The organism is Paenibacillus aceti, from assembly GCF_003614185.1.
Classification (GTDB): Bacteria; Bacillota; Bacilli; order Paenibacillales; family Paenibacillaceae; genus Fontibacillus; species Fontibacillus aceti.
On the sequence record NZ_KZ987724.1, the window covers coordinates 2958575 to 2980644 of the forward strand.

Annotated in this window: 19 protein-coding genes and 1 tRNA gene; 3 read left to right on the plus strand and 17 right to left on the minus strand. The window is 49.6% G+C overall.

Going from position 1 to position 22070, the window contains the following annotated elements; translation table 11 throughout:
- Positions 1–3 precede the first annotated feature (3 nt).
- Positions 4–77, minus strand: a tRNA-Pro gene (locus tag BFJ94_RS13205).
- Positions 78–223: 146 nt separating this feature from the next.
- Positions 224–1963 carry an ABC transporter ATP-binding protein gene (locus tag BFJ94_RS13210; RefSeq protein ID WP_120463088.1) on the minus strand — a complete coding sequence of 580 codons (1740 nt, stop codon included), beginning with the start codon at positions 1961–1963 and terminating at the stop codon, positions 224–226.
- A gap of 134 nt (positions 1964–2097) precedes the next feature.
- Between BFJ94_RS13210 and BFJ94_RS13215 the strand changes: the two genes are divergently transcribed.
- The 3 genes from BFJ94_RS13215 to BFJ94_RS13225 are packed head-to-tail and all read left to right on the plus strand — an operon-like array spanning position 2098 to position 6641.
- On the plus strand, positions 2098–3549 hold the full coding sequence (locus tag BFJ94_RS13215) for an ABC transporter permease (protein ID WP_229716849.1): 1452 nt from the start codon (positions 2098–2100) through the stop codon (positions 3547–3549).
- Positions 3550–3562: 13 nt separating this feature from the next.
- Positions 3563–4789 carry an ABC transporter permease gene (locus tag BFJ94_RS13220; protein ID WP_120463090.1) on the plus strand — a complete coding sequence of 409 codons (1227 nt, stop codon included), beginning with the start codon at positions 3563–3565 and terminating at the stop codon, positions 4787–4789.
- 25 nt (positions 4790–4814) lie between these two features.
- A complete protein-coding gene (locus BFJ94_RS13225; RefSeq protein WP_120463091.1) occupies positions 4815–6641 on the plus strand; it encodes an ABC transporter substrate-binding protein in 1827 nt (608 codons plus the stop codon).
- A gap of 55 nt (positions 6642–6696) precedes the next feature.
- Here the strand turns inward: BFJ94_RS13225 and BFJ94_RS13230 are convergent, their stop codons facing one another.
- The 15 genes from BFJ94_RS13230 to BFJ94_RS13295 are packed head-to-tail and all read right to left on the minus strand — an operon-like array spanning position 6697 to position 22017.
- Positions 6697–7953, minus strand: a complete 1257-nt coding sequence (locus tag BFJ94_RS13230; protein ID WP_120463092.1) for an alanine racemase — start codon at positions 7951–7953, stop codon at positions 6697–6699.
- Positions 7954–7957: 4 nt separating this feature from the next.
- On the minus strand, positions 7958–9235 hold the full coding sequence (locus tag BFJ94_RS13235; RefSeq protein WP_120463093.1) for an ATP-grasp domain-containing protein: 1278 nt from the start codon (positions 9233–9235) through the stop codon (positions 7958–7960).
- Positions 9232–10092 carry a sugar phosphate isomerase/epimerase family protein gene (locus BFJ94_RS13240; protein ID WP_162944274.1) on the minus strand — a complete coding sequence of 287 codons (861 nt, stop codon included), beginning with the start codon at positions 10090–10092 and terminating at the stop codon, positions 9232–9234. The genes BFJ94_RS13235 and BFJ94_RS13240 overlap by 4 nt, the downstream gene beginning before the upstream one ends.
- Complete coding sequence (locus BFJ94_RS13245) at positions 10082–11047, minus strand: cysteine peptidase family C39 domain-containing protein (RefSeq protein WP_120463095.1); 966 nt, start codon at positions 11045–11047, stop codon at positions 10082–10084. Before BFJ94_RS13245 ends, BFJ94_RS13240 begins: the two co-directional genes overlap by 11 nt.
- Before the next feature lie 34 nt (positions 11048–11081).
- Complete coding sequence (locus BFJ94_RS13250; protein ID WP_120463096.1) at positions 11082–12200, minus strand: phenylacetate--CoA ligase family protein; 1119 nt, start codon at positions 12198–12200, stop codon at positions 11082–11084.
- Complete coding sequence (locus tag BFJ94_RS13255; RefSeq protein ID WP_120463097.1) at positions 12197–12457, minus strand: acyl carrier protein; 261 nt, start codon at positions 12455–12457, stop codon at positions 12197–12199. Before BFJ94_RS13255 ends, BFJ94_RS13250 begins: the two co-directional genes overlap by 4 nt.
- On the minus strand, positions 12429–14009 hold the full coding sequence (locus BFJ94_RS13260) for a class I adenylate-forming enzyme family protein (protein WP_120463098.1): 1581 nt from the start codon (positions 14007–14009) through the stop codon (positions 12429–12431). The genes BFJ94_RS13255 and BFJ94_RS13260 overlap by 29 nt, the downstream gene beginning before the upstream one ends.
- Entirely contained in the window at positions 14002–15807 is a 1806-nt protein-coding gene (locus BFJ94_RS13265) for an ABC transporter ATP-binding protein (RefSeq protein WP_120463099.1), read from the minus strand. The genes BFJ94_RS13260 and BFJ94_RS13265 overlap by 8 nt, the downstream gene beginning before the upstream one ends.
- The gene (locus tag BFJ94_RS13270; RefSeq protein ID WP_162944275.1) at positions 15794–17137 is read right to left on the minus strand and encodes a glycosyltransferase family 4 protein; all 1344 of its coding nucleotides are present in this window, start codon (positions 17135–17137) and stop codon (positions 15794–15796) included. Before BFJ94_RS13270 ends, BFJ94_RS13265 begins: the two co-directional genes overlap by 14 nt.
- Position 17138: 1 nt before the next feature.
- The gene (locus tag BFJ94_RS25410) at positions 17139–18068 is read right to left on the minus strand and encodes a DUF6005 family protein (RefSeq protein ID WP_162944276.1); all 930 of its coding nucleotides are present in this window, start codon (positions 18066–18068) and stop codon (positions 17139–17141) included.
- The gene (locus tag BFJ94_RS13275; RefSeq protein ID WP_120463101.1) at positions 18069–18341 is read right to left on the minus strand and encodes an acyl carrier protein; all 273 of its coding nucleotides are present in this window, start codon (positions 18339–18341) and stop codon (positions 18069–18071) included. It lies immediately after the preceding gene.
- A 15-nt stretch (positions 18342–18356) separates the two neighbouring features.
- Positions 18357–19478 carry a DegT/DnrJ/EryC1/StrS family aminotransferase gene (locus tag BFJ94_RS13280; RefSeq protein ID WP_162944277.1) on the minus strand — a complete coding sequence of 374 codons (1122 nt, stop codon included), beginning with the start codon at positions 19476–19478 and terminating at the stop codon, positions 18357–18359.
- Positions 19479–19494: 16 nt separating this feature from the next.
- Positions 19495–20490: a Gfo/Idh/MocA family protein gene (locus tag BFJ94_RS13285; protein ID WP_120463103.1), complete on the minus strand. Its 996-nt coding sequence runs from the start codon at positions 20488–20490 to the stop codon at positions 19495–19497.
- 6 nt (positions 20491–20496) lie between these two features.
- Positions 20497–20757: a phosphopantetheine-binding protein gene (locus tag BFJ94_RS13290; protein ID WP_120463104.1), complete on the minus strand. Its 261-nt coding sequence runs from the start codon at positions 20755–20757 to the stop codon at positions 20497–20499.
- Between the two features lie 21 nt (positions 20758–20778).
- Complete coding sequence (locus BFJ94_RS13295) at positions 20779–22017, minus strand: AMP-binding protein (RefSeq protein WP_120463105.1); 1239 nt, start codon at positions 22015–22017, stop codon at positions 20779–20781.
- Between the last annotated feature and the right edge of the window lie 53 nt (positions 22018–22070).

The window sequence follows — 22070 nt, forward strand, 5'->3', positions numbered from 1 at the left end:
TGATCGGGACGACACGATTCGAACATGCGACCCCCTGGTCCCAAACCAGGTGCTCTACCAAGCTGAGCTACGTCCCGAAGTAAAAAACCTGACAAAGAAGATAATATCATAATCATCCGAGTATGGCAAGAAAAAAATAGAGATAGAGGAATCATTTCGAAAATGAATCGGCCGACCCCGGCAAGAAAGCCACGGAACGGCCGCAGAATCCATAATTATATTATTATACCGCCGGCATGGCCACCCAATGTCCCTGAGAGACCTCTACTAACCGCGAATGCTCAACCTGAAACGGATCGACAGCAGAATAGTCCTCTTGAATAACTCTCTTCTTCCTCGCTTCAATCTTCGGGTCCGGCACCGGAATCGCCTCAAAAAGAGATTTCGTATACGCATGCTGTGGGTTGGCATACAGTTCCTCGCTCTCAGCCAGCTCCACAATTTTGCCCATATACATCACAGCTACCCGATCGCTGATATGCTTCACCATAGACAGATCATGAGCGATGAATAGATAGGTCAGACAGAGCCGCTGCTGCAGCTCCTCCAACAGCTTGACAACTTGGGATTGGATCGACACATCGAGTGCGGAGAGCGGCTCATCACAGACGATGAACTTCGGCTCGACCGCAAGCGCACGGGCGATTCCGATCCGCTGCCTCTGTCCGCCCGAGAACTCATGGGGATAGCGCATCGCGAAGGCCGGGTCCAGCCCTACCATATCTAGCAGCTCCTCCACCCGCCTCTTGCGTTCCTCCCGGCTTCCGACTAGACGATGCACATCCAGCGCTTCGCCGATAATATCCAACACCTTAAGGCGCGGATTCAATGAGGCGTAAGGGTCCTGGAAGATCATCTGCATATAACGGCGCATCGTCTTCATCTCCGATGAAGACAGGCGATTGACCGCCATCCCCTGATACAGCACCTCTCCCCCTGTTGGCTGATGTAATCGCAGAATCGCCCTCCCGGTCGTCGACTTGCCGCTGCCAGATTCACCGACAAGCCCCAGCGTCTCTCCCTCATGGATATGGAAGCTGATATCATTCACCGCCTTGAGCACGTTCCCCTTGCCCAGATCAAAATGCTGTCGCAGTGATCTAACCTCTAGCAACGGACGAGCATCATCCGCACTGGTCAATATATGAGGCGCAGGCTTTGCCTTCTTCTTCTCATCCAACCTAGGCAGCGCATTTAATAGCTTCAATGTATAGGGATGTGTCGGCTTCTCGAAGATTTCCTCGGTCGTCCCACTCTCCACAATAACGCCTTCCTTCATGACAACAACACGGTCGCACATCCCCGCTACAACCCCAAGATCATGGGTGATCAAAATAATCGAGGTGCCGAATTTCTCCTGAATATGCTTCATCAGACTAAGAATTTGCGCCTGAATCGTCACATCGAGCGCCGTGGTCGGCTCATCGGCAATCAATAGAGCCGGTCGGCAGGCCAGAGCAATTGCGATCATGACGCGCTGACGCATCCCGCCGGAAAATTCATGCGGATATTGATTGTACCGCACCTCCCTATTACGAATCCCCACCAATCTCAGCATCTCCATCGCCTGCAGCTTCGCTTCCTTTTTCGATAAATGCTGATGCTTGATCAGGCTCTCGGATATTTGTTCTCCAATCTTAATCGTCGGATTTAACGAGGTCATCGGATCCTGAAAGATCATGCCTATGTCACGGCCGCGGATATTCTCCATTTCTCTCTCGGAGTAATCGGCCAGATTTTTGCCCAAAAAAGTAATTTCTCCGTCTTTCATATAAGAAGGCGGTGAGGGCAGTAGACGCATAATCGACCGGGCCGTTACACTCTTCCCACTGCCGGATTCGCCAACGATTCCCAAGGTTTCTCCCTTGCCTACCTCAAAACTGACCCCACGGACTGCCGCAAATTCCTGCTCCCGATTCTGAAAAGAAACCGTTAAATTTTTCACTTCGAGGATAGTTTCCATATTAATCACACCTGTCTACTATGAAATTTATGTAGATTATCCTTAATAACTGTTGACAGAAAAACCATGCTACCATAATATATACTATATCCATCGGAATAATGCAAATTCATACATCAGGAGGGGAAGCCGTTGTGGGAGCTGCCAGAATCGCCAAGCCATCTCATGGATCAAATCTCAGCTGTTACATAAGTGATGTCTATGCCAAAATGCTGCTCAACCCATCCTATAAGTACTGGTTACTAGTCCTGGGTGCGCCGGTCAATCTCATAGTTCTGCTCTATTATGGGCTGCACAGGAAAAATGATATCTATCATGCCCTGATGAATGAGACCCGAAGCGAGTTGCTGGAAGCCGGATATCTGACTCAACTATTAGAAGAGACGCAGGAGCAACTGCTTAGGAAGCAGCAATTCTTCAAGCAGCATGTGAGCGCTGAGCGTACAGAACGTCAAGCGAAGCATATAGCCGAAGCCAAATTCAAAGAGACGCTGTTCGAAGAGACGAACCGCAAGCTGCAGTCAGGCGGACAACAGAGATTAAGCTATGCTGCCACCTTCGCCAAATTGATCGAGAATCCAGTATTTCTGCTCCTCTCGATCCTGCCGGGCTTGCTGATGTACCTGCTAATTGGCCTCTATAGCAATCCCTATGTGAAGTATGTGTTCGAGAGACTCATCATGAGCCTGTTCGTCATCCTTGGTGTATCGGTGCTCGTATTTACGATTCTATACTTGTCGCCCATGAATCCGGCGGCCAATATACTTGGGGAAACCGCGACGGAGGAACAGATCGCTAACTTCAACCGAATCTATGGGCTCGATCAGTCCTATCTGTCGCAGCTATGGAGCAATATCAAGGGAATCGCCAGCTTCGATCTGGGCAAATCCTTCTCTGGGAATGAGCAGGTGACGGCGACCATCGCCAGAAAATTCCCGATTACTTTTACACTGACGGTCATTTCTCTACTGCTGTCTATGCTGATCGCCATCCCCGTCGGAATCATCTCGGCCACGAGGCGCAACTCTCTCTGGGACTATACGTTCATGTTCATCGCGCTGATCGGCCTGTCGATCCCAAGCTTCTGGCAGGGGCTGATCTTCATCTTGAATTTCTCAATCAAGCTGCACTGGTTGCCGGCAACCTATAATCCGCAAGATTGGCTATCGATTATTATGCCGACGATTGTGCTCGGAACCGGACTTAGTGCTTCCGTGGCCAGAATGACCCGATCCTCCACCTTGGAGGTTATCCATGAGGATTATATTTTGACCGCTAAAGCGAAAGGGCTTAGCAAGCGTCAGGTTCTGCTCCGGCACGCCGTTCGCAACGCTATGATTCCGATCATTACTGTCATCGGGCTTCAATTCGGCGGAATGCTGGGCGGTTCGGCGGTCACGGAGAAGGTGTTCAATATTAGCGGACTCGGCAGCTATATCGTCGATAAGCAATTTATACCCGATATTCCGAGTATTATGGGCGGAGTAGTGTATACTGCAATCACCATTTCACTGATCAACGTCATTATCGATATTTTATATGCCTTTCTCGATCCGAGAATCCGAACCAGAATGAAACAATACTAAAGCAGGTGTAGATATGATCCAGACAAACTTGAAAACTTCCGGGGGATACAGCAAGGCTGCCTTACAGCGGGTAAAAAGACACCGAACTACAGAGTACACATTAGCGGTACATACGTTGCTTACAGGGCTGCTCGTCCTGGCGGTGTCCGCACTCAATCTGTTCAAGCCTTATGTATCGGATACTTTTCTGCCGGCGATGTCCGTTTTGCTAGTGATCTCCCTGTTCCATGCCATCGCGCTTTTGCTAGTCCTCAAATTTGTGCGGCGCAATAAGAGGATCGCTCCACGGATGGCAGCCATTGCTGGTCTACTTATCCTAACCTCGGCGACCGGCAATCTCTTCGCCCTGCTGCTCGGTATTCAATTACTCAGAAGAATCCGTGGCCAGGAGAATCCTACTTCGGCAAAATGGGAGGATATTTGGGAGAGCCTCACCCGAAATGTCGCAGCGATGACAGGACTATCCTTCATTATTTTCCTGTTCTCGATCTCCGTCTGTAGTCTGTTCACCTTCGACTATAGCATGGCGACCGAGAACAATTATAGCGCCATATTGCAGCATCCTAGCCTGGCTTATCCGCTCGGCACAGACAATTTCGGCAGATGTCTATTCTCACGCATCATCTTCGGAGCGCGGACCTCCTTGATTGTCGGGCTGATCTCTACCGCGATCCCCGTCGTTGTCGGCGGCATCCTTGGAGCCGTATCCGGCTATTACGGGCGCCGCACCGACAATATCATCATGCGGCTGCTCGATATTTTGTACGCCATTCCAGGGATTCTGCTGGCGATCGCGATCATCGCCGCCTTCGGCGCGAATACCGTGAATCTGATTCTGGCGCTTAGCATCGGCTCCATACCTACTTACGCCAGAACAATGCGGGCGAATGTGCTGCTGGTCTCGACCTATGAATATGTCGATGCCGCCCGGGCCTTCGGATCTGGAGATGCCAAGATCATATTCAAGCATATCGTGCCTAACTCGCTCGCCCCGATGATTGTCAAGGCTACCCTGACGATCGGCGCAGCGGTCATCTCCACGAGCAGTCTGAGCTTCCTCGGTCTCGGCGTAGAGCCGCATATCCCGGAATGGGGCAATATTCTGAAGCTGGGCAGCACTTATCTGGAGACAAATTCTTATCTGGCCATCTATCCGGGCCTGGCCATCATCGCCCTCGTCCTGTCCTTTAACTTCCTTGGCGACGGACTTCGCGATGCCCTGGACCCTAAATTGAGTTAATTACATTTACAGGAGGAAATGAATCATGAGAAAAACATCTTTGCTCGCACTATTACTTACCTTTGTACTGGTGGCCAGCGCTTGCTCCTTAAAGACCAAGACGGATGTGGCAAATAAGCCCGACAACTCCGGAACAACAACAGCCGCCCAGAATGATACCCGAGTCGACATTGAATTGCTCAGCATGAGCTCTAATGAATCGGAAATTAACATTATTCGTGACCAATTAACGAAGAACGGCTTCAATGTGAAGCTAAACCTGCAGCCGGATTATGGCAGCTTCAAGGCGCAGGAGGATGGCGGCAACTTCGATATCGCTCTTTCAAGCTGGACCACGGTGACGGGGAACCCCGATTATGCTGTCAGATCGCTGTTCAAGACTGGCGGGGATTACAGCATTATCTCTGATCCAGAGCTCGACAAGCTGATCGATGAAGCTGCCACCGAAACTCCAGAGCAATACACAGATACGTATAAACAATTGGAGCAGCATCTCGTGTTTGATAAGGCCTATATCGCACCGCTCTACATTTCCTTGAAGAGCCAAGCCGTCAATAAGGAGGTTCTGAACCCGGATACAGTCAGACTCTCTAAATCCCGCGCGCTGGCTTGGGAGACTATCGATTTCAAGGATACCTCCAAACGGGACAAAGAACCGCTGATTCTGACGCAATCATCTTCGGTGCTGACCTCCCTGGATCCGATCAAAGGCAATGATGGCTCGATCAACCAGCTCAATACGAATATGTATGTACGGCTGATTAATCTGACGGATGATGACAAGATCACCTCCGACGGCTCCCTGTCCTATAACCACAGCATTGCTGAAGGAAATACGGAATACTACTTCCTGCTTAGGGACGATATCAGCTTTGCCAAGATCGACAATAAACAAGCCGTTGACACTGGTGAGCGCGTAGGTGCCGATGATGTGATCTTCTCCCTCGACAGAGCCAAGGATAAAAACTCCGTGCCGGATCATCGGACCTATAGCTTGCATGAGCATATTAAAACCATTGAAACGGTGACCGATCTTGCTGCTCTAGACAATGTGAAGCAATCCTCCGGCAAGGGGAGCATCCGGGAAGCGCTGGACGCCGGTCTCGACACGAAGATCAAGGAACTCGTTGCCGACAAAAATCAGGCGGATCATACAGCAGGTAAGTATCAGGTCGTTAAGCTGACGACAACCGAGCCATTCCCGCAGGTGCTGAACTATCTCGCCCATCAATCCGCCGGGATCGTCTCCAAGAAGCAAGTGGAGAGCATTAACACCTATGATGTCGCCAAATTCGATGTTAACAAGGATATCCCTTACGGCGATCAGAATACGGTGACAGAAGGCAGCAAATACAATAATACTTTGTACGCCAGCGGCCCTTATATTTTGTCCTACAAAAATGACTATGAAGGCATCTTCTACAAGAACCCGGGCTACCGCAAAGGCTCCAAATTTGAACCGAAGATCGCAACTGTGAAGGTGCGCTTCATCGCGGATTCCGATAGCGCCCTGTCCGCGTTGCGCAGCGGGGAAATCCACCTCTATTACGGGGTCCCGGAGACGAAATATGACACGATCGAGAGCGACAGCAAATTGAAGCTGCAGAGCATCGAGAGCAACGCCGTATCTTATCTGCTCTTCAATACGAGCAATCGAGACGTCGCCAAGAACGAGGATTTGAGAAAAGCGGTCCTTTACTCGATCAATCAGGATGATTTCCTGCAATTCTACAGCAATAAGAAGATCAAGGCAGTATCTACCGTCAGCCCGATCGTCAAGACGGGTAATGAGCTGACAGCTGATCCGGCCAAGGTGAAGGAATATCTGGATAAATACAAGGCTACAAAATAAGCCGAAAAACCCTTGAATCCGCCAGTATCTTCCTGGTAGATTCAAGGGTTCTTTATTACCCTAGCCAGCTTACATCCTGAAGAGAACCGTCAGGAGCGAGCCATATCTCTTTAGGTAAGGTGTGAGACAGGAAATAAAGATTGCCACAACTCAGCCCATAGGCCCCGGAATTAGGGAAAATAAGAATATCCCCCCGATCCAACGCTTCCGGCAGCTGCACCCCGCTCTGGACAACATCCGTAGGTGTGCATAGTTTGCCTACCACATTGGTAGGCACATGCCCCTCATGAGCACCGCTGACCTCCTCCCTAATCGTATCCTTCTTGTCCTGCAGAATATAACGGATCGGAAGATGAGCTTTGAAGCTTCTGCCCATGACCGTACTGAACGCCCGATGGTGGGTGCCCCCGTCGATAATGGCGAATCTTTTGCCATGAGAATGCTTGACGTAAAGCACCTGACTAATATAGCAGCCCATTCTGGCAGTAATGAACCGCCCCGATTCCACAAAAATATGAGATAAATTCAAATCTTCATTTTTGCGCAGCTCTTCCGCTACGATGCGGCCAAATTCCATGATTGGAAAGGGCTCATCCCCAATGAAATGCGGAACTCCGAATCCCCCGCCCAATCCGACTGTGGAGAGATGCAGATCGAACTGGCGATTGATTTTACGCACCCAATCGAACATTCTCGGCACACTTTCCCGGTAATAATCCAGGTGGAAATTCTGGGTTCCCTGATACGTATGCAGGCCGATAAAATGAAGCTGCGGCTTCATCAGCAAAGTGCGGATAGCATCCTCCAGCTGATCCTCGTCGATTCCAAATTGAGAAGGGATGCCCACCGAAGCCATACGGGAGCCTGCACGGGTGGTCTTCAGATTGACTCGGAGGGTAACAGGTACCGTTGCGCCAAGCTGTTGCGCTTCCTCTTGAATCACTTGCAGTTCCTGCACCGATTCGGCGTTAATGCAGAATATGCCCCCTTCGATACATGCACGTATCTCCTCGCGGCTCTTGCCCGGGCCAGTAAACACAATTTCCTCAGCGGGTACACCGATAGAAACTGCCCGCCGATATTCCCCGATAGAAGCCACCTCGATCGGAGAGTCCAGTTGATGGATCGTACTGCAAAGATAGGGATTGGGATTGGCTTTCATCGAGTAATAGAGCCTTACTGCCTGGGGCAGAGCCTCCCGGATCGAGGCATAATTGGCTACCAGCCTGGATTCGTCATATAAAAATAATGGAGAACCGAAACGCTCGATCGCACTTACAATCGTTTGGGCTTCATGAACCGCTACTTGCATACACTCACCTCTTCTCCACCAGCTTTTTGGAGTCCATCATCCCCTGCATATATTCGATTAAATTCAGCAGTTGCTGTTTCTCCCTCGCCCAGCACAATACGAATACGCGATAAACATATATTTGCTGCTTCGGATCAAGCACTTCATGAAAGCCATAGATCAGCGCTCCTCTTTGACCCGCTAAATCTAGCTCTTCAAACTGCTGCTCAAGCGAGCTAAAGGGAATGCGCTCAGGCGATTTCAAATCATAGAACCGGATGGCGATATAAGCGAAACCGTCGCTAATCAACTGATCTCTTATAGCAAGCATATACGTGACCATAGTTAACCTGGCATTAATTTCAATGACCGGAATCAGCCTGCCCTGCTTATCAATGATGGAATCTACACCGGCGAAGCCCTGGTAACCCTGCTCTAATAGAATGCGGCCAAGCTGCTCCAGCTCGCTCTTGTAAGCTTCCATGATCTGCTCCGGGACAGCCGGATTCAAGTCACTTCCTTTATAGACACCTACATCATTAATTTCTTGGCTAGTGATGGCCAAAATTCTGCATGTCCCGTTCCACAGCAATAGCTGCGCATTCAGATTGTAATCCACCTCATGCCAGCGCTCGATAGAAACCATGAAATCGGCCTTTTCCCTCTGGCGGGATAAGTAGGCGTTAATAAACTCGAAGTCCTTCGAATCGCGGATATGAAATAAATTTTTGCCGGAAGAGCCATAAGCGGTCTTCAGTACAAAACGGCTCGCCTGCGTCCGTTCCTGTAATGCATGAAACTGCGGGGCCAACTGTTCATAATGATGACAAATCACCCCGTCACTGACAGGGATCGAATGCGATTCGCATAGCATCCTTGTGAAGATTTTATTGTTCAGATCCAAGGCCAAGGTAGGCGGTGGGCCGATCACCGTACTATGATTTTCACGAAAAAAATCAAAATTACTGGCATCCAGCAGATAAGGGATAACAGGCCTGTCCCGAAATTTATCGGGATGCTCATAGGGATTGCCGATAAAAAGCTGCGGAAGGCGCACCCCCTGCCGCTCCAAATAAGCCAGATAGTCCGGGTTCGGCGCTTCCTTGATGATGACCTCATCATGTTCATCGGCTAAATAGACTTGATGCCAATGCATCTGCTCGACAATAGCGTCACTGGCTGCGTTCTTAAATTGAGGCAGCCGTACGCCCAATTTGATTTTCTGCTCCCAATTGAGGTTGGAATACCACAGCTTCGACTCTGGCACATCAAGTAATTTTCCAATAAATAAATCCTTCTTCATCCGCTTACCTCAAATGAGGTTCGTCCAGATACGGTACGAATCCAATCCATTTCGGCGCTTAAATATTGAAAAGGCTGCGGGCCGAACCACTCGATCGAAGCTGTACACTTCATCTCATCCTCATCCAGGCAAGAAATAATGCGGGTGTAATCGACCACCCCTTCACCTAATGGCACCATTCCATCCCGGGAACCGCTGGGCGAATAGACATTGTCCGGGCTAAACTGGCCGAGCCTCTCCTTACTGCTCACGTTCTTCATATGAAAATGAGCGACCCATGGTTTTAAAGCCTGATAAGCTTCCACCGGGTCTGTCCCTCCTTCCCACATATGGAGGAAGTCCAGATTAATCTGCAAGGCCTTATGATTCACCTCATGGATCAAGCGCAGCGTAGAATCCAGAGTGTCAGCAAGGGTATCCGGATGGGTTTCGATAACGAGCACAAGCCCGCATAGCTCCATTAATTCCGCCAGCCTTCCGAGTCGGCTGATACATAACCGCCATTCCCCTTCATTAACCTGACCACTACCCCGATGACCCGCAAAAATCCGGATATACTTTGTTTCGAACTTTTTGGTCAGCATCAGCCACTCAGCCACTTTTCCTTCCAACACCCCACTTTGCATCTCTTCATCCAATAGATTCACATAATCGCTAATCATCGGGATCTGTAAATCTTGGGCTTTCATCTTCGCGATCCAGGGATTAGTCTGCGCTGCGGAGACATCTATAAGTGCTCTGGCATGAACGCCCCATAGCTCGATTCCAGAAAATCCGGCTTTTCCGGCGAAATCTATCAGATGATCGAAGGAAACCAACTCATGCCGAAATGAAATCGTGCATAAATTATATTTCACGAAGTTCACTTCCTATCTGTTCTATTTTGGTAAGGAACTGTATTTCTCTTTGCTTGATCTCCTCTAATTTCTCCAATAGACTTTCGAGTAAATGGGTATCGCCGTTCTTCTTATATTTAATGAGTAGAAAATTCACGGTCGTCCATAGCTTCACGATGGAATCAATCCATGAATTCCCCTCCTCGATTTGCGACGGGCTCATCATATGCATCTCGCGGAAGCTGTTCCAGACAGCGGCTCTCGTTTTAACAATCGAGGAAATCGTAATATTATTTTGAAAGATCCATTGATCTCTGAGTTCTTTGTTCCAGTTCGCGGACTGCACCAGCTCTTCCGAAAATTTATCAATCGCTTTCCGCCCGAAGTTATGATCGCTTTTCACGTATAATTGCAGATTTTGGCTGGCGGCATAATGAAAAGCCTCCTTAGGATCAGGCGATACAAAGTCAGAGGACGACGGCTCCAGGGTATGATAGTACATAGAAACGCTGTCCTTCCTATCCGCACCGGCTTTGCTTAGCTGCGCGCTGGTGATCCGCCCCGTAAAATCAGCGGTAGGATCGGCGACCAGGAACTCATCCTTGTCCTGATCATAACCCTGGATCAATATGAAATGGCGGATTCCGTTCCCTTCATGAGTCATTAATTCCCGTGGAAAATAATCCAGATTGGTCGTTTTGCACATGAGCATCGCCATAGAGCCGCTATCCAGTAGATGAATAAGAGCATCCTTCGTACCTTTCTTCAGCTCCGAACGAATCCCGTAGAAATAATCAAGTCGGTACAAGCGAATCTTTTTGCCTGACATAATCAGCTTCGAATCATAGACCAGGCTCCAATAGTTCATCAGAAAATAACGATAGCTCATGCCTTTCATTTGCAAGTACGTCATTAAACAAGAAGCAGCGCATTCCATGGCGGCAAGCTTAACGACAGTTTGCTTCGGTTGCTTCACTTCTTTTCCACCTCCTAGTTGCGCATACGCCATATTAGACAAGACTTATGAAGGATTGCAGCTTCCCGTTATTCGAAGGGAGAATGCCGTCCTTCCTCTCGATGGTCAGCCTCACTTCCGTCGATAGGCTCTGGCTTAGAAACTTCTCCAGTTTATTGTGCAGGAGAGGCTCCTCCAATTGCTCTGCAACGACTAATAATCGAAAATCGGTATAAGTCTCCTGAATGACCTGAAATTGTCGGATACGGTTATGCTCGGCCAACTCATAGAAGAACTTGTCCAGGTAACGGAATATGGAAGAAGGAATTTGACCGTTCGGCAGCTTGATCTGTTCGTTCCGGACCGGGAACAGTTCCAGCAGCAAAGCTCCTGAAGGATCGCGGAATATACGGCCGATATCTCCTGTCCGATATCTGATAAAGGGGATGCTCCGCATCACGAAGGAAGTCACGACCACTTCTCCGTACTCTCCCTCCTGAACTGCTCTGAAAGTGCCCGGCTCCAATATTTCCAAATATACGGATTGCTCATCCACCTCCAGTTGGCCGTTTCGGTTGGAGAAGGCGATGGCCCATAGCTCTTCCAGCCCGTAATAATCAACGAACGGAACCTGGAACACCTGTTCAATTTCTTTCTTCTGAAAAGCATGGACAGGCTCGCCCCAATTCTGAATGAAGAGCAGTGAGTCCGGCACCTGCACCCCTTGATCCGAAATATATTGCGCCAAGGACAGCAGCGCTGAGGCTCTTCCCTGGATCATGTGATAGCGGTTCTTCATCAGCTTGGATACGTAATGACCCAAATGATGCCCTTCTGTCAAGCTGCGATTGCTTAATAGGAGCATCTGGTGGTTGGCGGGCAGTCCCCATTTTTTCCTCTGGCGGTACAGGGCCATTGACAATTGCAGTCTTTCTTCCGCGGTTTTGATGCAGCGAAAGGGGATTCCCGTCGTTCCCGAAGTAAAGGTTTCGTAGATTTTCCCTGTCACTGGCCGTTCAAACTGCTCCCGTTGCTCGTTGATCATTCTCTTGTCCACGACAGGCAGTTCATGCAAATGAGCCACCTTCCCGAACGGCCGGTAAAAAGGATACTCCTGCAAGCGATCCAGAACGAACCGCTGCAAGCGTTGTTCGACTTCGTAAGAATTATTCATTCGCCCGTCTTCCCCAAGACAAAATGAATCACGGATTGAACGGACCGGAACCGTTCGGGCTGTAAATCATCGACTTCCATTTCAAAGCCGAAATGCTCCTCCAAGGTGGAGAGAAGCTCCAGAAATTGAATCGAGTCGACCGCTAGATCATTGGCCAGTGATTGATATTTAGCAATCTCTGTCGCCTCTCGCTTGCATAATTGGGCTATGATATGAATTACCTCTTCTTCAACCTGGTGAAGTGAATGTTGCGGCATCTTCCCACTCCTTTGCCATAGTTCTTAGAGCCAGTCTGTTTATTTTGCCAACGATCGTTCGCGGCAGCTGCTGTTCATCGACAATGATCCATTTCCTGGGCCGTTGCACAGGTTGGAGATGTAGCTTGCTGAATTCAGCTAATTCACTGATCCTGCCGTTTCCATCGCTCAAGACGACAAAGGCCACCATCCTCTCTCCCCAGATATCATCGGCCACGCCGGTAACGGCTACCTCTCGAACAAAAGGAAGGCCAAGGAGGATGCGTTCGATCGTCTCAGGATAGACGGTATGTCCCCCCACATTTAAGGCGTTATCCATCCGCCCAGTGATATAAATAAATCCGTCTTGATCGATATAGCCGATATCCGAGGTATACAATCCTTCGGGCTTAAGCTGTTCTGAGGTCAATCGGTCATTATTGTAATAACCGAGCATGACATTGGGGCCAGTGACGACAATTTCCCCATGCTCTCCCGGTTCCGCCACAACGCCGCTCCGATACACGGATACCTGCACCCCCTTCACCGGAATGCCGACGGAGCCCGGTCGCACCTTTAACTGCTGGGCAGGCAGATAAGTCACCCTGGGCGAAGCCTCGGTCAGCCCGTAAGACGGCATCAACTCAACCGAGGGCATTCGCGAGCTTAAGTGGAGCAAGCTGTCACTAGGCATCGGGCCACCCACAATCGTCATCTTCCTCAAGCTCGCGACATCCTTCTCCCCCCAACGCTCCGTCTTGACCAAGGGCAGAATGGCGGAAGGGACTGTACACATAAAAGTAGTGCCATATTCTCGCACGAACCGGAGCATCTCGAACGGATGCATAAAAGCATCGGTCAATTGCAGATCACAACCCGCAAATAGCGCCGTTAGCCATTCCCCGGTAATAGAGGAACAGTAGCCTAGCGACTTGAAGGCAAGCAACTTATCGCCCCTGTTAAGCCAGACGTAATCCTGGATCGATTCGACATTCGAGATAATGTTATGGTCGCTCAGCATAATGCCTTTAGGCCATCCCGTAGAGCCTGAGGACATAAAGATCACTGCGGTCTCTGTCGGAGGCGTATACTCCCGTTCAGCGAATTTCCCGCCACCATGTCCGCTACCATGTGATGCGTCAGATCCATCCGAGCCTGCTAACAACCGTCCGGTATCCAGATCAATCCAATAGGGCGAGCGCTGCACATCCATTAGTGATAGAGAAGAATGAAACATGCGGAACTTAGCTGTCGACACCACGACCATATCCGCCTCCAGCCTGCGGACCGCTCCCGAAATATCTTCGACGGCTGAAAAAGAATGCATCGGAACCGGAATCCCACCAGCGAGCACGACAGCCAGAAAGGAGCGCAAGCCGTCAAGACTCTGTTCCATCCATACCACCGCAATAAAGCGTTCCCTGAGCTTCAGTGTCCGCCAGGATGCAGACAGCTCCAGAGCGGATTGATACAGCTCGCTATAGGCTATGAATCGCTTATTCTTCTTCTTCACTTCATAAATGCCACGATCTCCCCGGGAAAACTGACGGATGAACGTACCGAGATCATTCATACTCTACACCTGCCGCAACGGGAACCTCTTCATGCTGTTCAGCCTCGTCTCCATCCTCCCGATTCATATCGGCGACTAAGGAGGTATATAAGGGACTGCGCTCCAGCAGCTCGGTATGGCTGCCTTGATCCACGATCTTCCCTTTATCCATCACGAAGATCGTATCCGCATAAGCTATTGTGCTAAGCCGATGAGTAGAAATCAGGATGGTCTTATCCTTCATCACATTCCTCAATTCTCCCATCACTTCATTCTCTGTAATTCGATCCAGAGCGGAGGTCGGCTCATCGAGAATTAGGATATCCGGCTTCTTCAGGATCGTCCTAGCAATCGCGAGGCGCTGTCGCTGTCCTCCGGATAATTGAAAGCCTTTATTATCGATCATCGTATCGATTCCCTCTGGCATCTGATCGAGGACCTCCTGCAAACCTGCGATGCGTGCCGCTTCATGTACTTCCTCTTCCGTAGCCTCCAAATTTCCCAGTTTAATATTTTCACCGATCGTCCCTTTGAAAATATAAGATTCCTGAAAGACGACACCGATCCGGGAATTCAGCTCTGCTCTTGTCATATTATCCATGTCTCTGGAGTCAATCTTGATCGTTCCTGACTCTATCGGCATAAAGCCCGCTAACGTTCTGAATAATGTCGTCTTGCCAGAACCGCTTCGCCCGACAAAGGCGACGGTTTCATTGTGCTTGACGCTGAAGCTGATATCCTTCAAAATATGAGCTCCATCATAGGAGACATTGACTTGCTCTGCATCGACAGCGATATCAGAACCAGCGTATGGCGAGGCTTCATCCCCTTCCTGACCAAACTGAGCAACCAATGCTTCAAAAGGGGTCTCCAGGAAGGCTTCGATTCTTTGCAGCGCTACCTCAGATCTTTGCAATTCAGCGTAAAAATTATTGATCGCTTGCACTGGATTGAGCGCGTTGTGCAAATAGTTAACCGAGGCGACCAGCATCCCGATCGATAAAGATTCATACAGTACCTGATTGCTGCCGACCCAATAGACAAACACGATCACCAGACTGATCACCAGGCTGCTGGCCTGATAAGACAGCGTCCGATAGAACGTCTCCTTCGTGCTGGATTTGACCAGACCCGCATACATCTTCTGATTCCGGCCCCTCTCCCATTCCTCCAAGCCGTACACCCGAATTTCCCTGGACCCGTCCAGGCATTCTAATAAATGCGTTCCGATTTGCTCGTTATGCGTTCGGACATGATCGATGTGGGTCGTCAGCTGTTTCTTGAAGATCCGGGGTAGCCACAATAAGACAGGCAAGCCTACCAGGGCGAGCAGCCCTAGCTTCCAATCCATTGTAAAGAGCACGCCGAAGGCAAGTAACATGATGAACAGCTGAGAAATCAGCTCTACGAGGACGTGATTCATATAATCTCCCATCGTAGCTGTATCATAGCCCAGCATGGCCAGGAATTTGCCCGCCCCATGTTTCTCAATCTCCGGAATCGGTATTTTACGGATATGAGAGGTCAGCACCTCGCGGATATCAAGTGTATGCGTAATGCCAAGATAGCGAAAAATTCCGGCACGTATGAGCGAGAAAATGACGGACAGGCAGGCCAAGCCTATAGAAAGGAAGATGAGAAGCGGAAGCAATTCTGTTTTTTTCTCAATGAGAACTGTATCGATTAAATAAGCGAAGATCAGGGGCTGTCCCATCAAGGAGCCTAAGTGCAGGAAAGTACATAAATAAGCGACTCCTGTCAGCCTCCAGCGAATCTTCACATATGGCGCCAGACGCAAAAACAATCTAATGCTGTGCATAAATCATTCCCTCCCCCGCAAAATGGCGGATTAACGGCTTTACCCTGCTCATCCACTCAGCCAATGGCTCAGCGCTTTCCAGCGACAGGATCGACAGCGGCGTCTCATGCAGCCAACCTGATGGCTTCAGGCGCTCTATATCGTAAATATGCGGCAATTCCCGCAACGGAGTAGTCGCAACGCTCTCCAACGGGAGCTTGTTCTCGATCCGGCCTGATAAAGCTAGATGAGCTTCTACGGTTTGAACAATCTTGGGCATGATCACTCTATAGTCATAAAGAAGAGCGTTCTTCCGCGCTCCCTCAGACAGTTGCCGCTGCAGCCTGGAGTCGGTCAGAAGCCGAACACAGGCTTGCGCAGCTTTCTCCAGATCTATGCAGGGCTTCTCCCCGTTCCAGCTGCTATCCACCAATAATCCGTCCTCGTCCGGGGAGACCAGCGCCTGAAATCCGTCCCACTTCGTACATACCACGGGCAAGCCCCATACTTTCGCTTCCAGTAGATTGAAGCCAAAGGTCTCGCCGGGATCGGTGGAGAAATTCACAAGCAGGCTAGCCGCCGAAAATAACTGATCCTTCGCCTCCCCCGTCTTTGGCCCAACGAATTCCACAGCTTGATGGAGCTCATACCGATCCATTAGCTCTTCAAGCATCTGCTTATATTCACTTATTTGCTGCTGCGAACCGGTAAATTCACCGGCAATCGTTAATTTAGCTCCCGGTACCTGCTCGCGAACTCGGAAGAAGCAGGAGAGCAGAGCATCGATATTCTTCACATTCTCAAGCCTGCTGATCGCTAAGATCCGCTGCTCTGCCGCTTCAGAAGGCGCTGTGTTCCGCATGCCAATACATAGCGGTATTTCGGTAGCAGACTCATACACCGGCGCGATATTGGTCAGCGCTCGCTTACATGAGCGGGTACTAGTTAAAAGGATATCCCTATCCGTCAGGAAGGGAGTGATGCCGATCCATTGCTTCAACCAGAAGGGAGAAGCGACCGAATGCGCCATGAACAGTATGCTGAGATCCAATTGCTTATAGTTCCTCGCCATCAATAGAAAGGGAATCATCATCGGAAGATTCATATAGAGGACTTGAACATCGTACTTGGCGCATACTCGTCTTAACCCTTCCCCCAGCTCATCCAATCCATCGGGAAATCGCCTCATCCATTTATTAATGGAGCCGCCGAACAAGCGGATAAAGACAAAGGGAGGAATTCTGACCAGATCCGTATATTCCCCGAGGTAGGCGGTCCACTGATCATCGATCACCCGCTCATTCACCTTCGCTGAGTGTCCGCCTACGTATCCGATTCGTAAAGGACGCATCCTACTGAGCCTCCTTCCACTGCCGCTGTACAGACCGCAGGCATGCTTTGATTTCTTCCTCCTGCTGCTCCAATTGCACCGCTTTATCCCAGAGCTGCTCCAGCTTGGCTGCCCCCATCGACGCTTTAATCGCCATATATCCAAAGGCATTCCAGCCTTTGACTAACGACTCTACCTTACTGGCAAAGTCATTGTCAGGGGATGTTGAGGCTACAAGATAGTCGTACAGCAGTTGATAGCTAAGCTTCCTCTTGGCGAGGATGCCAATCTGGGAAAAGGTGCGCACCAGTCGTTTTTTGGGAAATTCGGCTGCGTGATCGGTAAATTTGCGGATCGTCTCTTTTACTTCCTGTACCAGGCTGTTATGCCCCTGCACAAGCTCTTGCTCTAAATAGCTGGATACGGAATGGATGTCGGGCCTGGAGAGGTTCGTGGTATCCAATAGAAATCCTTCGCCCAAGGGGTTCTCACAGAAAGCGGATGAGATCTCCTCTTCATGCAATCTCCCTTCCCATGAGAAATAGGGGTCTACGACGGACCAATGCTGGTCCTGTTCTTCAAGAATGATCACGAAATGCGGTTGATGAATCTTGCGATAGCACCTCGTCTCATACTTCAGATAGAATAAATCCAACTGTACGAGTAGGTACTGATTCGGCTGAATTCTCATAATCATACGCCGTAGTCTCTCGAAATTCTGCTGCTTGTTCAGCCTGTGATCGTACCAGGCATGGAGCTGCTGCCGATAGAATTGTTCGAACATCGTCCTGTAAACTTCATTCGTAATGGAGGCGGAGAAATAAGAGATACGCCCATCCTCCTCCACCTCGAAAGGGGTATTCCACGCTCCGATGAACAGCGGACGATAATCTGTCCCCGGATGCAGGGCATAAGCCAGACAATCTAGCAGACAATGAATTTGCCGTAACATTCAGACCCCTGAGCTTACTTTGTCATTGATGATTTGGCCGATCTTGCCGATCGTTGCGAAGTTCTCCTCAAGCAATTCATCATCTTCATAGAAAACCTGATATTCCTGTTCAATGTGAACCATGAGATTGACCAGCATCACCGAATCCATGCCGATCTCCGATAGTTGTGTATCGGCAGTCAGTTCCTCCAACAGCTCCGGACGCTCCAGAAGGCTGGAAATTGCTTTTTTCAAAAAAAGATGAATATGCTGTTCGCTCTGTACTGTCTCCATTAGAATCCTCCATCATTAAACTTGTATTGTACCTAGCACGGCTCTGAGTTCTTCTGCCATAAACTTCACATCTTCCTCAGTAATCGAAATATTCATAGGCAATGACACGATCTCCCGGGCATAACGCTCGGAAACAGGGAAAGCTCCTTGCTCATAAGGCAGATGGGCGAACGCCTCTGTTAAATGCACGGGACTTGGGTAATGGATCGCGGTTAGCACGCCCTTCTTCTGCAGATGCTTCCGGACTTTATCCCTTATAGCCGCGTCAACCCTGACAATATATAAATGGAATACATGGCTCTCATCCTGCCGATGCTTCGGCAGAACAATTCCGCCTAGATGCTGCAAATAATGCTCGTACAAGGAGGCTGCGTGGCGCCGCTTGACTGACCATTCATCCAAATGCTTCAGTTTGAGCTCGAGGGCAATCGCCTGCAACGGGTCCAGTCGGCTGTTGAAGCCGGGGAATTCATGACGATACTTCGCTTCTCCCCCGTGATTGCGTATTCTCCTTAACCGGGAAGCCAGTTCGGGGTCAGAGGTTGTAATCCCTCCGCCGTCTCCGAGAGCGCCGAGATTTTTATCGGGATAAAAGCTGAAGCAGCCCGCAATCCCCAGCGTGCCCGCCATTTGACCATGCAATCTGGCTCCCGCCGCCTGCGCGCTATCTTCCACAATAGCGATATTCCGCGCTTCAGCCCAGACTGTTAATTCCGACAGATCCACCATCTGGCCATATAAATGGACGGGGAGGATCGCCTTTGTCCTTGGGGTCACGGCCTGCTTGGCCCGCTCCAAATCGATCAGATACGTATCGGGATCACAGTCTACCAAGACCGGTGTTGCCCCCGTATGATGAATAGCTTCGACCGTCGCAATAAAGGTATTGGCCGCGGTGATCACTTCATCTCCCGGTCCGATCCCAAGCGCTTTCAACGTTAAAAACAAGGCATCTGTTCCGTTACCGACACCGATCGAATAAGCACTGCCCGTGTACTGTGCAAATGCTGACTCGAAGGAGGTCACCGGTGTTCCGCCAACAAAGACACCTCTGCGAGCTACTTCCTCTACCCCTTCAAGCCATTCGTCTCGAATCACTTGAAATTCAACCTGTGGACTTGAAAACAATATCCCCATGAGATTTCCTCCCCTGTTATGATCGATGCGACTGACGGTTCCTCGATATTTCCTCCAATATGCGCATACTATCCACTGCTTCCGGCAATGTAACAGCCAACGGACCATCCCTTAGAAGATGATCGCAGACCGATTGATAGATCGGCAGAGCCGACTCTCGCGAGACAGGCTCCAGCACCAGCGGTTCAGGCTGCTTTCCTTTCTCCAGCACATAAGCTTCACTGGGAGATACAACGATCACCGTCCCTTTATCCCCTCCCACTACCCACATAGGGGCAGCTGCCAGAGAGCCGAAATTCACTTCCATATTCAAGATGATATTGTTGTCCAGCACTATATTGGCGCGAGCATAATCATCTACCTGATTCTGATCCCAGTCATAGCAATGCATGAAGGAGCTAATTTCGCGGACAGTTCCCAATTTCAGCTGCAGCAGTTGGTCGATCAAATGCACTCCCCAATCAAAAAGAGCGCCTCCGCCATATTCGGTAGTATTTCGCCATCCTTCATGGAAGGACTTGACCCCAAAGGTCGCCCCGGAACCGAACATGTGATGACGGCGCTCCACGAACAAAATGTCCCCGATTGTCCCTTCATCCAGCACTCGCTTGACCAGCTTGAAATCTGGATCATAACGCCGATTTTGAAATACCGTCACGAACCTTCCAACCTGTTCCGAGGTCTTCAATAGCGATGAGGCTTCCTCGTAGGTTACGGTGACCGGCTTCTCGATGATGACATGCTTGCCAGAGTGCAGCGCCTGATTAGCAATCGCATAATGTGAGTTGGGAGGTGTCGAGACCAGGATGATATCGGCATCGCTTGCCAGCAAGTCATCCAGGCTGTCCAAGGTATGAAATCCTCGTTTGGCCGCCAAGGCCTGCCGTTGTTCGGTTATATCATGCACTCCGCTCACTTCTATTTCAGGGAGCCGCTTAATTAAAGGCAAATGAACCAATTCTACAATTCTGCCGAAGCCGACGATTCCAAGCTTGATTTTACGCTCCATCATGTTCTCCTAAGCCGCATTCGCTTGCAGTTCTTCGATGAAGGTAACCAATGAGCCGAGCGTCTGAAATACCGCTGGATCTACGTCCTCTTCAGGGACATCTACCTGGAATTCCTCTTCGATATATACAACCAATTGAAGCACCATAATCGAATCGATGTTCAGATCCTCGTAAATGCGATCAGCCTCATGTATTTCCGCTGGAAGGGAATGCTCCAGGCTATCCGTAATCAGCTCTTTTAACTTATCCATAATCTCCGTTCTACTCATTAGGTCTTCTCTCCTTTTGGATTAATAGTTCTCGCTTAACCATTTTCTGCTGATCTTGCCTGATGCTGCTCTAGGTATCTCTTCTACAATGTCAAAAGCGCTGGGGATTTTGTACTGGGGAAGATGCTCTATGCACCATTGCTTTGCCAGCTCTGACGACAGGCTAGAGGTGCCCACGATCATCGCCTTCACCGCTTCCCCCCAAACTTTATGTTTAGTCCTGTAGACGACTACCTCTTGGATTTCTTCCATCCCGAGCAGTACCTGCTCGACTTCATAAGGAATGACCTTCTGCCCGCTGACATTAATCAGATCATCGATTCTTCCCTCAACCTGAATTCTCCCTGCGGAATTTATCCAGCCCAGATCGCGGGTAAACACAGGACTTCCGTCCATCATCACAATGATTTCATCCGGTGACTCCGCATGACCATCGACGGTTACTTCAAGATGCTGCAATGGCGTGCCCACATCTGCGTGGGTAGCCGGATCGAAGCCTAGCGAGATACAGCCGAGCTCAGAGCATCCGTACTGCTGAATGACCAGCTCAGAGCGAGCTTTCACGGTATCGAATACTTTTCCGGTAAAAGGGGCGCCCGAACTGATGATTTTATGGAATGCCCTTTCATTTCTCATGACGGACAGCAAAATATGAAACAGATAAGGCACACCATAAACGATAGATTCTCGTGTTGATTGAATAACATGGGCTGCGAATTTAGGGTTCTTGTCGGTCACAATCACCGGCTGCGCCTTTCGCTCCAAGGCTGCAAGTACACCTGTAATCAGACCAAAGGAATGTGAGACGGGAACGAGAATAATTGGCACTTCTGAGGAATTGGATGATAGTCTAGCATTATAATTGGCAATCTCTCTTTCTACTTGCTGCCAGGATCGCCTTATAATCTTGGGGGTGCCAGTTGTTCCGGAACTGAATTGAAGCAATGAGGGAGTATCGATCACGGTGCTGTCGGAGAGGAATTGGACTGGTTCTGACAAACTCCCGTATAACAGTGCAGTGCTGCCAGCTTCCTGAGCCAGCTTCAAGGCTTGTCCTCTTGGCATTTCGCCGTTGATTAGAAGAACGGAGCCGTGACAGAAAATCACTTGCCTGAGTACAGACATAATTTCTGGAGGATCCTTCAAGCATATGGCTGTGATCCGGTGCATCATTTGCTGATGCGGAATCATATCGGCAACATGCCTCCTGATCCGTTCCAGATCATCGACGGCGAAAAATTTCGAGTTTACAAATAACATAAATTTTCCTTTCGTGGAAGGATGTCATTTTTCGTCAATTTTCTAGTTGGTAG